The following is a 14,585-nucleotide window of genomic DNA, read 5'->3' on the forward strand; positions in this document are numbered from 1 at the left end:
CTTCGGCGGCGGTGTTTGGAGGCGCGCCCCGTGAAATTTCCGATCCAGGTTCCCGACTGACCTGACATGGCCCCTGGGTTCGGCGCGACGAATGTACGACTAGGGTCGAAAGCCGACGCTCCCTCCTTCACCCCCTCAGCAGCACCGTCGACGCCGTCACGTTCGGCCCCAGCCGCTTCAGGCCTTCGACAAGTTCGGCGGCGGCCTGTCGCAACGCCTCGATCGGCATCGGCTCCAGGCGCTCCAGCACGAACCACATGCGGGTCGTCCCGGCGCCGATGCGGGTGCGGACGCCCTGGCGCCAGTTCCATCGCCGGCAGGTCACGCCCTTGGCGTCGCGCCAGACGACCTCGCCGGGGTCGACGGGCTCGACCTTCGGCTGGCCGTCCCGCGTCGTATCGAACGGCTCGCCGCCGATGGCGCGGATCAGCGACGGCGCGCCGTCATAGACCGCCGCGTCCTCGCCGCCGACCGGGATCGCGTAGCGGACGCTGATGGCGTTGTAGAGGTCGACCACGGCGTTGACGGCGGGCAACTGGCCGTCCCGCAGCGCGCGGCTCCGCAGGGCCTCGGCCGAGCACGGCGTTCTTTGCGGCTTGGCCCCGAAGGCCCGATAGGCGTCGCGCCACGCCGCCAGATGCTCGTCGGCCCAGGGCGCGGCGTTCAGCGCCGCGCAGGCCTGGCTCAGCAGCGCGAGGCTGTGGGCGTCGCTCTCGGTGTTCGGGACGCTCTCGGCGAGAATGCTGAGCGCGGTGAAATCCGGACGCAGGGCGTGGATCTCGGGCGCGATGGTCGGAATGAACGACATCAGGTCCTCCCCGCTCAGGCGACCAGCGCGCCGCGCGCCAGGCTGGCGGCCAGGGCCAGCATCATGACGCCGACGGCGAGGTCGAGCACCTTCCAGGCGATCGGCCTGGCGAAGAGCGGCGCCAAGAAGCGCGCGCCGAAGCCAAGCGACGAGAACCAGGTCAGGCTGGCCAGCGCCGCGCCGGCCATGAACAGCGGCCGCTCCATCGGCGGCAGGCTCGCCCCGACCGCTCCCATGAGCATGACCGTATCGATGTAGACGTGAGGATTCAGGAAGGTGAAGGCCGCCGTCCCGGCCAGGGCCGCGCCCAAGGTCAGGCCCGCTTCGCGGCTCACGACCAGGGCGGCCGGCCTGGCCGCCCGGCGCAAGGCCGAGACGCCGTACCAGCTCAGGAAGACCGCGCCCCCCAGGCTGAGCACGCGCGACAGGCTCGGGACCAGCGCCAGAACACCGCCGAGGCCGCTGACGCCGGCCACGATCAGGGTCGCGTCGGCCAGGGCGCAGAAGAGCACGATGGGCGCGACGTGCTCGCGCTTGAGCCCCTGGCGCAGCACGAACATGTTCTGGGCGCCGATCGCGATGATCAGCCCGGCGGAGAGAACGAAGCCCTTGGTGAAGGCGGGAAGAAGCGCGTCGGTCATGGGCGACTTGATGCCCGCCGCGCCCAGTGTAGTCTAACTCAGGTTTCTAAGCCTGATTTAGGAAGCCTAATGCTGGACTACGCCTCCTTGGCGGCCGTGGCCGCCGTCGCCCGTGAAGGCAGTTTCGAGCGCGCCGCCGTCGCGCTCGGCGTGACGCCCTCGGCGGTCTCGCAGCGCGTGAAGGGACTGGAGGAACGGGTCGGCGCGATCCTGCTGACCCGAGGCGCGCCCTGCCGGCCGACCGAGATCGGCGTCAAGCTCTGCGCCCATGTCGAACAGGTGCGGCTTCTGGAAAGCGAGGTCATCGGCGACCTGCCAGGCCTCGCCGGTCCGGCCCTGGAGCCCTCCACCATCCGGGTGGCGGTCAACGCCGACAGCGTCAGCACGTGGTTTCCGCAGGCCGCCGCCGCCTTCGCGGCCGAGACCGGGGCGATGCTGGACCTGGTCCTCGAGGACGAGGCCCATACGGCCGATCGCCTCCGGTCCGGCGAGGTGCTGGCCGCCGTGACCGCCGATCCGGCGCCGGTTTCCGGCTGCAAGACCTATCCGCTGGGGACCATTCACTACCAGGCGGTGGCCAGCCCGGCGTACATGGCGCGCTTCTTCGCCGGCGGCGTGGACGCCGACAGCCTCCAGACCGCGCCCATCCTGCGCTTCGATCGGCGCGACCAGTTGCAGGCCCAATGGGTGCGCGAGGCCTGGGGCGTCGAGATTTCCCCGCCGACGCACTGGGCGCCGTCTACGCCGGGGATGCTGGACATGACCCTGGCGGGACTGGGCTGGGCGACGACGCCCGAGGTGCTGGCCGCGCCGCTCCTGGCCGACGGACGCCTGGTCGAGCTGCCGCCGGGGCAGCGCATTTCGGTGTCCCTCTACTGGCAGCGCACGCGGCTGTCGGCCCGGCTGCTGGACCGCCTGACCCACGCCATCCGGACAACCGCGGCGGAAACCTTGGCGCCCCCGGCCTAGAGCGCGCCCGCCACCGCGCTCAGCAGGGTCCGGTCGTCGAACGGCTTGCGCAGCACGGCCGCGCCGCTGATGCCGTCCAGGGCCAGGGTGTCGTAGTAGCCGCTGACGAACAGGATCGGCAGTTCCGGCAGGCTCCGCTGCAGCCGCCGCCCGACCTCGTCGCCGTTCATGCCCGGCATCAGGAAGTCGACGACCGCGACGTCCGGCTTGACCTCGTCCAGCTTGGCCAGCCCCTGGTGACCGTCGGACGCCTCGACGACATTGTAGCCGGCGCCCTTCAGGGTCTCGACCAGCACGGCGCGGACGCTGTCGTCGTCGTCGATCACCAGCACGACCTGGCCTTCGCCCTCGACCACCTCGAGCGGGCGATCCTCGGTCTCGACCACGGACGCCCTGGGCGCCTCGGCTCGCTTCAGGCGCAGCTCGATCGTCGCGCCGGCGCCCGGCGCGCTGTCGATGCGCAGGGTCCCGCCGCACTGGGTGACGAAGCCGTAGACCTGGGCCAGGCCGAGGCCCGTGCCCTTGCCGCGCTCCTTGGTGGTGAAGAACGGCTCGACCGCCTGGCGGGCCACCTCGGGGGTCATGCCCATGCCGGTGTCGGTGACGCGGACCAGCACGTGGTCGGCGCCGTCGGCGCGGCTCTCGATCCGCAGCGCGCCGCCGTCGGGCATGGCGTCGCGGGCGTTCAGCGCCAGATTCAGGATCGCCAGCTCCAACTGGTCGGGATCGGTCAGGACGAAGGCCTCGTGGCCGTCCAGCGCGACGTCCATGGCGATCGCCGGCGGCAAGGCGGTGCGAACCAGCTCGCGGGCCTTTTCCAGCACCTGATCCAAAGGGGCGGGCTGGATGTTCAGCTTCTGGGTCCGCGAGAAGGCCAGCAGCTGGCTGGTCAGCTTCGAGCCCTTGTCGGCGGCCGAGGCGGCGCTGTCGACGAAGCGCCAGCCCGGATGGTCCTCGGAGATCCGCTTGGCCAGCAGCTGCAGATTGCCGACGATGGCCATCAGGAGGTTGTTGAAGTCGTGGGCGATGCCGCCCGTCAGCTGGCCCACGGCCTCCATCTTCTGGGCCTGGCGCAGGGCGTCCTGGGTGGCCGACAGGTCAAGCTGCAGGCGCAGGCGCGCCGAGATGTCCTGGGCGTGATGGAAGGCGCCGATGATCCGGCCGGTCTCGTCGCGCAGCGGCGCGTACCAGATCTCCCAGTAGGGCCGGTCCAGATTGGGATCGCCGAACTCCTCGACGACGCTGAACACCTCGCCGGTCAGGGCCCGGGCCATGAAGCCGCGGATGGTCGGCGCCTGCTCGGGCAGGAAGAGATCGGGAAAGACGTCGCCCAGCTTCACCCGATATCCGTAGATCCGGAAGAACTCGTCGCTGTGGGCCTGGTTGAAGCCGATCAGCCGGAAGTCATGATCGAACGCGCAGATCGGCGAGCGATCCGACTGGCCGATGATCTCCCAGAGCTTGTCCTTAACGACCGCGCCCATTCGTCTCCTGGAAGTGCTCGGGACCAAGACGCGCCCCATGGTTGCAGTTTAGACGGCGGGATGCGGCCCCGCCAAGAGTGATCACGCTACCAGTCGCCTGCGCCAAACAGTCGCAGGATGGTCAGCCCTGATCGCCCGAGACCTCGGCCGGACTGGAGGTCGGCGAACCGCTCTTCAGGTCCAGATAGTCGGTGAACGGCAGGCGGTAGGCGCGGTCGAAGAACTCGGCCTGGAAGCGGAAAGGCAGGTTGGCGTCGCTGTTCCACAGCATGACCACGCCGGTCTTCGTCGCCGGATCGAACATCATGGTCGAGCGGTAACCCGACACGCCGCCGCTGTGGCCGATCAGGTGGTGGCCCTTGTAGTCGAAGCTGCGCATGCCCAGGCCGTAGCCGGGGCTCTTCAGCTCGCGGGCGATGTTCAGGCGGCCATAGGGGCGGCCGGTGGCGACGCGGGGGCGCTGCACCGCGTCCAGCACCGCCGGCGGCAGGACGTCCGGCCGCAGTCCCATCTGGGCCTGCATCCAGATGGCCAGGTCCACGATCGTCGAATTGACCCCGGCGGCGGCCGGCACGCGGTAATAGGCCTCTGACAGCTTCAGCTCGGCGCCGTGGCGGTGCGGCCGGGCCCAGTGGGCGGCGGAGGTCAGGCCCGCCATGCCGACCGAGGCGCCGGTCATGCCCAGCGGTCCGAACACGCGGTTCTTGACCGCCACCGCGTAGGGCGCGCCCGTACGAGCGGCGATGACCTCGCTGATCGTGTCGTAGGCGATGTTCTGGTAGGTGTGGCAGGTGCCCGGCGGGCAGACCGGCTTCAGCCCGCCCAGCGCGTTCCGGATCCGGGCCGGGTCCTGCCCATCCTCCAGCTGGCCGTCATAGGCGTTCTTGCCCAGGCCCGTGCGCTGCGACAGCAGCTGCTCGACCGTCAGGTTGTTCTGGGCGTCGCCGGGCAGACGCAGGCTGGTGTTGAAAGTCGCCACCGGATCGGACAGCGAGAAGGTCCCCTCGTCGGCGAGGCGGGCGCTCAGCGTGCCGGCGATGGTCTTGGACAGCGAGGCCCAGCGGAACACGGTGCGGGCGTCGACCGGCTCGCCGTCGCGGGTCGCCGTGACGCCGTAGCCCTTCACGAAGGCCAGGCGGCCGTTCTCGACGACGGCGACGGCCAGCCCTTCCATCGAGCGGTCCGTCATCATCGCCCGGATGCGGCCGTCCAGCGCCGGATAGTCGATGCTGCCATGCCAGTCGGCCGGGGTCTCGGGCAGCCGGGCCGCCTCCGCCGTAGCGGCCGGACCGACCTTCGGCGCCTTGTCCTTGGCGCGCGGCAGCAGCACCGCCCCGACGATGACCAGCAGCACCCCGCCGGCGATCAGCCATTGCGCGTGCCGCTTCCGGCCTATGACGTTTTCCGTCCCGACTTCCGACACCGCCGCCCGTACTCTTGCAAACCGTCCTGGATCGCGGGCGCGACTCGCGCGCGCCGCCTCCCGTCTTCTAGGCAGGTTCGCAGACGCTGTGGGGCGAAAATGCGGGCGGCTACTCGAAGAGGGCCGCGTAGAGGTCGCGGGCGTTCACGGGCTTCTCGACCCAGCCGGTCATGCCCGCCGCGCGGCAGGCGGCGACCTCCTCGGGCGAGACCGCGCCGGTGACGGCGATGACGGGCGTGGCCTTGTTCGCCCGGCTGGCGCGCAGGCGGCGGGTGGCCTCCAGCCCGTCGACGCCGGGCATGCGCACGTCCATCAGGATGGCGTCGAACACGTTGCGCTCGGCCATGGCCAAGGCGGTCAGGGCGTCCTCGGCCGTCTCGACCCGCGCGCCGAACGCCTCCAGCATCTGGCGCAGGGCCCGGCGGTTGATGTCGTGGTCGTCGACCACCAGGATCAGCGGCGCCTCGGCGCGAACGGCCAGGGCCTGGGCTTCGTGGGGCTCGGGCGCGGCGGGCGCGACGCCGGGCGGGGTCGGCAGGCGCAGGGTGAAGCGGGCGCCGCCCTCGGCCGTGTTGGCCGCCCACAGCTCGCCGCCCATCAGCCGGGCGAGGTCGCGGCTGATCGCCAGGCCCAGGCCCGTGCCGCCGAAGGCGCGGGCGGTCTCCACGCCGGCCTGCTCATAGGGGCTGAACAGGCGCTCGATCTGGTCTTCCGAGAGGCCCGGCCCGGTGTCGCGGACGTCGATGCCGATCATCTCCGGTCCCTTGACCCGGACGCCGACCGTCACCGCGCCCTCGGCCGTGAACTTGATGGCGTTGCTGAGCAGGTTGTTCAGCACCTGGCGCACCCGCATCGGGTCGCCGCGCACCCATTGCGGCAGGAGTTCAGCGCCCTCCAGCTCCAGACGGACGCCCTTGGCCTCGGCCGCCTTGCGCCAGAAGTCGAGGGCGTCGCTGACCAGGACGCGCAGGTCGTGGTCGACCACCTCGACGCCCATGTGGCCGGCCTCGATCTTGGAGAGGTCCAGCAAGTCGTTCAGCAGGGTGCGCATCATCACGCCGGCGTCGGCGATCAGGGCGGCGTTGGCCACCGAAGCCCCCGGACGACCGCTCTCCAGGGCTTCAGCGCCGTTCAGGATGGCGTTGATCGGCGTGCGCAGTTCGTGGCTGACCATGGCGACGAAGGCGGACTTGGCCGCGGTCTGGGCCTCGGCGGCGCGTCGCGCCGTCCGCTCGGCCTCCAGGGTCCGTCGCGACCACAGGAACACCAGCGCCACCGTCAGGCAGAACAGCCCGACGCCGGCGGTGAAGAACGGCATGACCGGATCGTGGATCCCGCCCGCGACCAGGGGCGTGATCAGCACATAGGCCAGATGGGGCGTGGCCGACGCGGCGAAGGCGGTCAGGCAGCCCTCGGCGCCCATCAGCGCGGTGATGATCGATCCGGAGAGCAACAGCACCGCCCCGGCGGCCCCGACCGGCGTGCCGGTCGCCCAGACCGGGATCGCCAGCCAGCCGAACACGACCGCCAGCGCGAAATCCGCCATCAGGTTCAGGGTGACCGTCCCGCGCCCCGGCCTGGCCCGGCGCAGGAAGTTGTTCAACGCCAGGACCTCGCTCACCTGGACGATCAGGTAGAGGACCGACCAGCCGAACACGAAGTTCATGCCCGGCTTCACCAGCGCCAGGGCGGCCAACACCAGGACGACGAACAGCCTGAGGGAGACCTGCTTGCGTCGTGACACAGCGGCCGGCCGGTACGCGACCGCCAGATTCTCCCAGAACGCACCCAACGCGACCCCCTACTCGACGCGCCCGCCCTCCCCAAAGGGCGAAAGCCTCGCCGCAGTACGCCAGCAAACCTTTGCACGGCGTTTACCAGAACTCGATCCGGGTTCAAAAACCCGAGGCTCCTTAAGGAAGCCGCGCTCTGGTGGGTCGTCCTATTCGGCCCGAGGCGCGCGGCGCACCTCGACCACGCGGACCTTGGCGCCGTCCAGCACCAGGGCCAGCTCGCCGCGCTTGATCTTCAGGGCGTCGGCTCCGAAGGCGTCGCGGCGCCAACCGGCCAGGGCCGGGGTGGCGGCGTTGTCGTCGGCGGCGATCTTCTCCAGGTCCGAGACCGTGGCGATCAGCTTGGAGGCCACGCCGGCCTCTTCCGCGCGCGCCTTCAGCAGCACCTTGAGCAGCTCGACCACGGCGCCGGCGTTCTGGGGCGGCGGCGGACCGGGCTTGTCGACGACCGGGGCGTAGCCTTCCGGATCGGCCAGGGCGGCCTTGATCGCGGCCAGCAGGTCGGGACCGAACTTGCTGCCGCCGAAGCCCTTGGGCACGCCGCGCAGGTTGTTCAGCGCCTCCAGGCTGGTGGGCGCCTGGGTGGCCAGCTCGTCGATGGCCTCGTCCTTGAGGATCCGGCCGCGCGGCTGGTCGCGGTTCTGGGCGGTGCGCTCGCGCCAGGCGGCGACCGCCTTGAACACGGCCAGGTACTTCGGCGCGGTCTTGCGCGGGCGCAGGCGGCGCCAGGCCTTTTCCGGATCGACGTCATAGGCGGCCGGATCCGAGATGGCGGTCATCTCTTCCTCGACCCAGGCCAGACGGCCCGAGGTCTCCAGGCGTTCGCGCAGAATCGGGAACAGCGCCGCCAGGTGGGTGACGTCGGCCAGGGCGTAGGTCAGCTGGGCGTCGGTCAGCGGCCGTCGGGCCCAGTCGGTGAACCGGCTGGACTTGTCCAGCTCGATACGCAGCATCTGGCGGACCAGGGCGTCATAGGCGATCTGCTCGCCGAACCCCGCCGCCATGCCGGCGACCTGGGTGTCGAACAGCGGACGCGGCATAGCCTTGAGATTGTTGAAGATCTCGACGTCCTGGCGGGCGGCGTGGAACACCTTGAGGATGCTCGTATCGCGCATCACCGCCAGCAGGGGCTCCAGATCGATGTCGTCCGCGAGCGGGTCGATGACGGCTTCGTGCGTGGGCGACGCGACCTGGATCAGGCACAACTTGGGCCAGTAGGTCGTCTCGCGCATGAACTCCGTGTCCACGGCGACGAAAGGCTCGCCCGCGAGTGCATTACAAAACGCCGCCAGCTCGGCGGTGGTGGTGATCGGCTTCATCCGCTGCTAATAGCCTCGCGCACCCCCGAGTCTGCAAGCGTCAAGACGCGCTCACCGTACCCGGGAAGCAAATTTTCCGCGTGTTCGGAGGATCTTACCCTCCTCCGACAGACGAAAGAGCGAGCGCCAGAGCGACCATGAGCGATCTGCCCAACGGCCTTACCTACGCCCAGGCGGGTGTCGACATCGACGCGGGCAATGCGCTCGTGGACGCCATCAAGCCCCTGGCCAAGGCCACCCGCCGCCCTGGCGCGGAAGCCAGCCTGGGCGGTTTCGGCGCCCTGTTCGACCTGAAGGCGGCCGGCTACGAGGACGCCCTGCTGGTCACCACGACCGACGGCGTCGGCACCAAGCTGCGGATCGCCATCGACGCGGGCATGCACGCCACGGTCGGGATCGACCTGGTGGCCATGTGCGTCAACGACCTGCTGGCGCAAGGCGCCGAGCCGCTGATGTTCCTGGACTACTTCGCCACCGGCAAGCTGGACGTCGAGACCGCCAAGAGCGTGGTCGCCGGCATCGCCGACGGCTGCAAGCTGGCCGGCGCGGCCCTGGTGGGCGGCGAGACGGCGGAAATGCCGGGCATGTACGGCGACGGCGAGTACGACCTGGCCGGCTTCTCGGTCGGCGCGGTGGAACGCGACGGCGTCCTGCCCAAGCTGGACAAGCAGCGGGCCGGCGACATCATCATCGGCCTGGGCTCGTCGGGTCCGCACTCCAATGGCTATTCGCTGGTGCGCCGGGTGGTCGAGCGCTCGGGCCTGGCCTGGGACGCCCCCTGCCCGTTCGAAGACGGCAAGACTCTGGCCGAGGCCCTGATGGCCCCGACCCGCATCTATGTGAAGTCGCTGCTGCCCCTGCTGCAGTCGGGTCGCGTCAAGGGCGGCGCCCACATCACCGGCGGCGGCCTGATCGAGAACCCGCCGCGCGCCATCGCCGAAGGCCTGGCCGCCGAGTTCGACTGGAACGCCTGGGCGACGCCCCCCGTGTTCGAATGGCTGGCCCAGGTCGGCGGCGTCTCCGAGCACGAGATGCGCCGCACCTTCAATTGCGGGGTCGGCTTCATCATCATCGTCGCGCAAGCCGACGCCGAGCCGGTCCTGGCCGCCCTGCTGAACGCCGGCGAGGACGCCTTCATCTGCGGCCAGCTGGTCAAGGCGTAATGCAGGCCAAGACCAAGGTCGCCGTCCTGATCTCGGGCCGGGGCTCCAACATGGAGGCCCTGGTCCGTGCGGCGGCGGCCCCCGGCTGCCCGTTCGAGATCGCCCTGGTCCTGGCCAACAAGCCGGACGCCGGCGGCCTGGCGATCGCCGCCGAGGCCGGGGTCGAGGCGCTGTGCGTCGATCAGAAGCCGTTCGGCAAGGACCGCGAGGCCCACGAACGGGCCATCGACGCGGCCCTGCGCGCGCGCCGGATCGAGGTGATCGCCCTGGCCGGCTACATGCGGATCCTCACCCCGTTCCTGGTCGACGCCTGGGCGGGCCGGATGCTGAACATCCACCCGTCCCTGCTGCCCGCCTATCCGGGCCTGGACACCCACGCCCGCGCCATCGCGGCCGGCGAGGTCGAGGCCGGCTGCACCGTCCACCTAGTCACCGCCGGGGTCGACGAGGGTCCGATCCTGGGCCAGGCCCGCGTGCCAATCCTGCCCGACGACGACGACCATAAGCTGGCCGCGCGGGTGCTGGAGCAGGAACACAGGCTGTACGCCGACACCCTGGCCGCCTTCGTCAAGACGCTCTAGGACCCATTTCCGGGCGCGCGGCGCGAAGCGGAATTCCTCTAGGGCGCGACGACGACGTCCGAAGCGACGTCGAAGTATCGGTTGGACTGCTCGTCCCAGGCGTATTCCGCGCTGCCGATCTGCGCCCGGTCATAGCTGGGAGAGCCCTTGAACCGATCTTTCGAGACATCGGCTTGGAACACCTTGGCCATGGGGTCGTAGCGGACGATCGTCCAGGGCACGGGATGGTACTTCCCGGACCCGCCGATTAATCCTGGCGCCTCGACGACCAGGAACTCGATCCGCCCCGTGTCGAGATCGATGAAGGTCTCGCGAATGAGGCCGAGCTTCGCGCCGCCCTGCCCGATCAGATCCTGGTCCAGGATGTCCTTGCTCTTCGTCAGCGGCATGGGGCCCTCGCGCTTGTGGTTCGTTGTCGTTTCTCCAGGAGATAGCGTGTTCGCCGGCCACAGGTTTCCTGGCCCTTGTCACCGGGCGTCTCGCCAAGGCCTGATCCTGGCGTGAGACCCCGTGTCACAGGTTGTAAAGGCTAGCGGGTCAGAACTTTGTCACCATGTGCGGCGATGATGCCGTTCATGGACGCCTGGATCGCCGATCTCTTCAAAGTGGCCGCTGACAACGCCGGTTTCGCCGGCGCGGTCCTGTTCGCCATGACCTTGCTGGAGGCCCTGCTGATCGTGGGCCTGCTGATCCCGATCCTGGGCGTCATGCTGGCCGCCGGGGCCCTGGTGGCCCAGGGCGCACTGCATCCGGTCGAGGCGATCCTGTGGTGCAGCGCCGGCGCGGCCGTCGGCGACGCCCTCTCCTACCTGATGGGCCGTGGCCTGGGCGGCCGCCGGGCGACCCGCCTGCTGTTCGCCGGCCCTTCGGACAAGAAAAAGGGCCGCCGGCTGCTCGCGCGCGCCAAGCTCCTGACCCGCCGCCACGGCGTGCTGGCCATCGCCGCGGCCCGCTATCTGGGTCCGGCCCGGCCCTTTATTCCCATTCTGGCGGGCATGTCGCGCACGCGCGGCTGGAGCTTCCAGCTGGCCAACGTCCTGTCGGCCCCGATCTGGGTGATCTCACTGCTGGCGCCCGGCTACCTGGCCGCGCGGAACCTAAAGATGTTCGGTAGCAATCCGGCCCTGGCCAGCGGCCTGGCCCTGGGCGTGATCCTCGCCGTCGGGCTGGGCGTGCTGTGGGTCAAGCGCGCCAGACGCGTCCGCGCCGCCTAGCGTCCTCAGACCGACCGCCAGCGCCGCTCGGCCCAGAGCGCGCCGCCCGTGACCACGGCCACGGCCAGCCACAGGGCGGCGGCGCCGATCGTCACATAGGTCAGGGCTCCCAGCGCGCCGCCGGCCGCCAGACCCGTCCACAGCAGCACGTAGCGCGGCCAGTCCGAGGGCTCGCCGCCGACCAGGGCCCCAGCGATGCGCTGGCCGGCCTTGACCAGGGCGCCGGTCATGTAGGTCAGACCCACGGCCACGTCGCCATTGCGCTGGAAGACGGCGTTCTCGGCTCCCATGGCCATGGCCACGGCCGTCACGCCGGCGGTGTCGAAGCCCAGCGCCAGCAGGCCCGCGCCCGCCGCCAGCAACACGGCCTCCAGCGCCAGGACCGGCGAGCGCCGGTTCTCGCCACACGCCCGCGCCGTCAGGGCGCCCAGCACCACCCCGCCCACGAACGAGCCCACCAGGGTCACGACCGTCAGCACCGCGTGCCAGTTGCCGGTCGCCAGGCCCACGCCCAGCCGCGTGGAGTTGCCGCTCATGAACGAGACGAAGAACCCGCCCAGCTTCAGGAAGCCGATCGCGTCGACATAGCCGGCCACGCCGGCCAGCACGACCGCCAGCGCCACCTCGCCTCGCTCGTAGTGTTTCACCCGAACGCCCCGCCACAAAAGAAAACGGCCGGATCGTCACCGATCCGGCCGCTCGCCGTCACTAGAAAAGTCTGGCTGGGATCAGCCGACGATTTCGTCGTCGGTGAAGAACTGGGCGATTTCGATGCCCGCGTTCTCCAGGCTGTCCGAGCCGTGGACCGAGTTTTCGCCGATCGACAGGGCGAATTGCTTGCGGATGGTGCCTTCGTCGGCGTTGGCCGGGTTGGTGGCGCCCATGACTTCACGGTACTTCAGAACCGCGTTGTCGCCTTGCAGAACCTGGACGACGACCGGCTCGGCGGTCATCTGGGCCACGAGTTCGCCGTAGAACGGACGCTCGGCGTGCACTTCGTAGAACTTCTTGGCTTGGGCTTCGGTCAGCTTCACGCGACGCTGAGCGACGATGCGCAGGCCGGCGGCCTCGATCACAGCGTTGATGGCGCCGGTCAGGTTACGACGGGTGGCGTCCGGCTTGATGATCGAGAAGGTGCGTTCGGTCACGAGAGATCTCACACAAGAGTTGTGAATTGGGAGGTTGCGGGCTTATAGCCGTGCGCCTCCTCCCCGCCAACCCCGCCGCGTAACCTTCACAAAAATGCTTCAGATCAACGACCTGACGTTCAACGCCTGGGGACGGAAGTTCTTCGACCACGCCAGCGTCAGCCTCCCGCCCGGCGCCAAGGTCGGCCTGATCGGCCGCAACGGCGTGGGCAAGTCCACCCTGTTCAAGCTGATCCTGGGCCAGCTGCACGCCGGCGACGACGAGATCAGCCTGCCAAAGGCCGCGCGGATCGGTTCGGTGGACCAGGAGCACCCAGCCACGCCCTTCACCTTGCTGGAGACGGTGCTTGAGGCCGACGAGGAACGCCACGGCCTGCTGACCCGGCTGGAAACGGCCGATCCCGAGGAGATGGGCGAGATCTGGGGCCGCCTGATCGAGATCGATTCCGACGCCGCCCCGGCCAAGGCCTCCGAAATCCTGGTAGGCCTGGGCTTCAGCCAGGACGACCTGACCCGGCCGATGAGCGAGTTCTCGGGCGGCTGGCGCATGCGCGTGGCCCTGGCCGCGGCGCTGTTCGCCGAGCCCGACATGCTGCTGCTGGACGAACCGACCAACTATCTCGACCTGGAAGGCGCGCTGTGGCTGGAGGCCCGCCTCCAGAAGTATCCGCACACCGCCCTGATCGTCAGCCACGACCGCGAGCTGCTCAACAACAGCTGCACCCACATGCTGCACCTGGCCGGCGGCAAGCTGGAGCTCTATGTGGGCGGCTACGACGACTTCGAGAAGCGCCGCGCCGAGAAGGCCCGCCTGCAGCTGTCCGCCAAGGCCAAGCAGGACGCCGAGCGCGCCCACCTGCAGGCCTTCGTCGACCGCTTCAAGGCCAAGGCCTCAAAAGCTGCGCAGGCGCAATCCCGTATGAAGCGCCTGGCCAAGATGGAGCCGGTGAGCACCACCATCGAGGAGCGCGTCGCCCCCTTCACCCTGCCCTCGCCGCCGCGCCCCCTGCCCCCGCCGCTGATCCGACTGGAAAAGGCGTCGGTCGGCTATGAGCAAGGCCGCGCGATCCTCAAGAACCTCAACCTGCGGATGGACCTGGACGACCGCATCGGTCTGCTGGGCGTCAACGGCGCGGGCAAGTCGACCTTCGCCAAGATGATCGCCGGCGCCCTGGGCGTGCAGGCCGGCGAGTTCCACCGCGACAAGAAGATGAAGGTCGGCTGGTTCCACCAGCACCAGATCGAGGCGATGGATCCCGAGGACACGCCGCTGGAAATCATCCGTCGGGCCATGCCGGAAGCCTCGGAAAGCTCGCGCCGCTCGAAACTGGCCCAGTTCGGCCTGGGCTTCGAGAAACAGGAGACCAAGGTCGACAGCCTCTCGGGAGGCGAGCGCGCGCGCCTGCTGCTGAACCTGGTGGCGATGGACGCGCCGCACATGCTGATCCTGGACGAACCGACCAACCACCTGGACATCGACAGCCGCCGGGCCCTGCTGGACGCCCTGAACGACTACATGGGCGCGGTGATCCTGATCACCCACGACCGCTCGCTGATGGAGCTGGTCGCCGACCGCCTGTGGCTGGCCGCCGACGGCACGGTGAAGCCGTTCGACGGCGACATGGACGACTACGCCAAGTTCGTGCTGGAGCGCGCCAAGCAGGCGGTGAAGCCGACCCAGGTCGCCCGCGAGCCCGAACCCGCCGCCGCTTCCGCGCCGAAGAAGACCGCCGTCGAGCCGCTGCGCCGCAAGGTCGACGCCGCCGAACAGGCCATGACCCGATGCGCGCGCAACCTGGCCGAACTGGACGCCCAGCTCGCCGATCCGGACCTCTATGTGAAGACTCCTGCCAAGGTCGCGGAGCTGACCAAGCGCCGCGACAACGCCAAGGCCAAGCTGGACGAGGCCGAGGAAGCCTGGATGAACCTGGCTGAAGAACTGTCGCTGGCGGAGGCCTGAACGCCTCTCTCCCTCAAGGAGAGGGTAAACGGTCCTAAACCATGAAGTTTAGTGGTTAAGCGACATCTCGCGTTCATGGTGT

The 14,585-nt window shown here is 69.6% G+C and carries 14 protein-coding genes; 5 read left to right on the top strand and 9 right to left on the bottom strand.

What is annotated here, in order from left to right; translation table 11 throughout:
- Positions 1 to 127 precede the first annotated feature (127 nt).
- Both K8940_RS12230 and K8940_RS12235 read right to left on the bottom strand, forming a co-directional pair.
- Positions 128 to 808, bottom strand: a complete 681-nt coding sequence (locus K8940_RS12230; protein WP_223390238.1) for a B3/4 domain-containing protein — start codon at positions 806 to 808, stop codon at positions 128 to 130.
- Positions 809 to 822: 14 nt separating this feature from the next.
- Positions 823 to 1,449, bottom strand: coding sequence for a LysE/ArgO family amino acid transporter (locus K8940_RS12235; protein WP_223390239.1), 627 nt, complete (start codon positions 1,447 to 1,449; stop codon positions 823 to 825).
- Between the two features lie 69 nt (positions 1,450 to 1,518).
- Here K8940_RS12235 and K8940_RS12240 point away from each other — a divergent pair, with 69 nt between their 5' ends.
- Complete coding sequence (locus tag K8940_RS12240; protein WP_223390240.1) at positions 1,519 to 2,418, top strand: LysR family transcriptional regulator ArgP; 900 nt, start codon at positions 1,519 to 1,521, stop codon at positions 2,416 to 2,418.
- On the opposite strand, the gene K8940_RS12245 is transcribed toward K8940_RS12240, so the two are convergent.
- The 4 genes from K8940_RS12245 to rnd form a co-directional block, all read right to left on the bottom strand.
- Positions 2,415 to 3,902 carry a PAS domain-containing sensor histidine kinase gene (locus K8940_RS12245; protein ID WP_223390241.1) on the bottom strand — a complete coding sequence of 496 codons (1,488 nt, stop codon included), beginning with the start codon at positions 3,900 to 3,902 and terminating at the stop codon, positions 2,415 to 2,417. The genes K8940_RS12240 and K8940_RS12245 overlap by 4 nt on opposite strands.
- A gap of 121 nt (positions 3,903 to 4,023) precedes the next feature.
- Positions 4,024 to 5,325, bottom strand: a complete 1,302-nt coding sequence (locus K8940_RS12250) for a serine hydrolase domain-containing protein (protein ID WP_411675553.1) — start codon at positions 5,323 to 5,325, stop codon at positions 4,024 to 4,026.
- A 109-nt stretch (positions 5,326 to 5,434) separates the two neighbouring features.
- Positions 5,435 to 7,069: an ATP-binding protein gene (locus K8940_RS12255; protein ID WP_223390242.1), complete on the bottom strand. Its 1,635-nt coding sequence runs from the start codon at positions 7,067 to 7,069 to the stop codon at positions 5,435 to 5,437.
- Between the two features lie 198 nt (positions 7,070 to 7,267).
- On the bottom strand, positions 7,268 to 8,437 hold the full coding sequence (rnd, locus tag K8940_RS12260; protein WP_223390243.1) for a ribonuclease D: 1,170 nt from the start codon (positions 8,435 to 8,437) through the stop codon (positions 7,268 to 7,270).
- Between the two features lie 137 nt (positions 8,438 to 8,574).
- On the opposite strand from rnd, the gene purM reads away from it, so the two are divergent.
- Entirely contained in the window at positions 8,575 to 9,600 is a 1,026-nt protein-coding gene (gene purM, locus K8940_RS12265; protein ID WP_223390244.1) for a phosphoribosylformylglycinamidine cyclo-ligase, read from the top strand.
- Complete coding sequence (gene purN, locus K8940_RS12270; protein WP_223390245.1) at positions 9,600 to 10,181, top strand: phosphoribosylglycinamide formyltransferase; 582 nt, start codon at positions 9,600 to 9,602, stop codon at positions 10,179 to 10,181. Before purM ends, purN begins: the two co-directional genes overlap by 1 nt.
- A gap of 38 nt (positions 10,182 to 10,219) precedes the next feature.
- Here the strand turns inward: purN and K8940_RS12275 are convergent, their stop codons facing one another.
- Positions 10,220 to 10,570 (bottom strand): PRC-barrel domain-containing protein, encoded by a 351-nt coding sequence (locus K8940_RS12275; RefSeq protein ID WP_223390246.1) that lies wholly within the window; start codon positions 10,568 to 10,570, stop codon positions 10,220 to 10,222.
- Positions 10,571 to 10,756: 186 nt separating this feature from the next.
- On the opposite strand from K8940_RS12275, the gene K8940_RS12280 reads away from it, so the two are divergent.
- Positions 10,757 to 11,395 carry a DedA family protein gene (locus K8940_RS12280; RefSeq protein WP_223390247.1) on the top strand — a complete coding sequence of 213 codons (639 nt, stop codon included), beginning with the start codon at positions 10,757 to 10,759 and terminating at the stop codon, positions 11,393 to 11,395.
- A gap of 5 nt (positions 11,396 to 11,400) precedes the next feature.
- Here the strand turns inward: K8940_RS12280 and K8940_RS12285 are convergent, their stop codons facing one another.
- Complete coding sequence (locus tag K8940_RS12285) at positions 11,401 to 12,042, bottom strand: YoaK family protein (RefSeq protein ID WP_223390248.1); 642 nt, start codon at positions 12,040 to 12,042, stop codon at positions 11,401 to 11,403.
- Between the two features lie 81 nt (positions 12,043 to 12,123).
- Positions 12,124 to 12,543 carry a nucleoside-diphosphate kinase gene (gene ndk / locus K8940_RS12290; protein WP_223390249.1) on the bottom strand — a complete coding sequence of 140 codons (420 nt, stop codon included), beginning with the start codon at positions 12,541 to 12,543 and terminating at the stop codon, positions 12,124 to 12,126.
- A gap of 94 nt (positions 12,544 to 12,637) precedes the next feature.
- Here ndk and K8940_RS12295 point away from each other — a divergent pair, with 94 nt between their 5' ends.
- Positions 12,638 to 14,503: an ABC-F family ATP-binding cassette domain-containing protein gene (locus tag K8940_RS12295; RefSeq protein WP_223390250.1), complete on the top strand. Its 1,866-nt coding sequence runs from the start codon at positions 12,638 to 12,640 to the stop codon at positions 14,501 to 14,503.
- Positions 14,504 to 14,585: the final 82 nt, after the last annotated feature.

It is taken from the genome of Caulobacter segnis, from assembly GCF_019931575.1.
In the GTDB taxonomy this organism is placed as follows: Bacteria; Pseudomonadota; Alphaproteobacteria; order Caulobacterales; family Caulobacteraceae; genus Caulobacter; species Caulobacter segnis_C.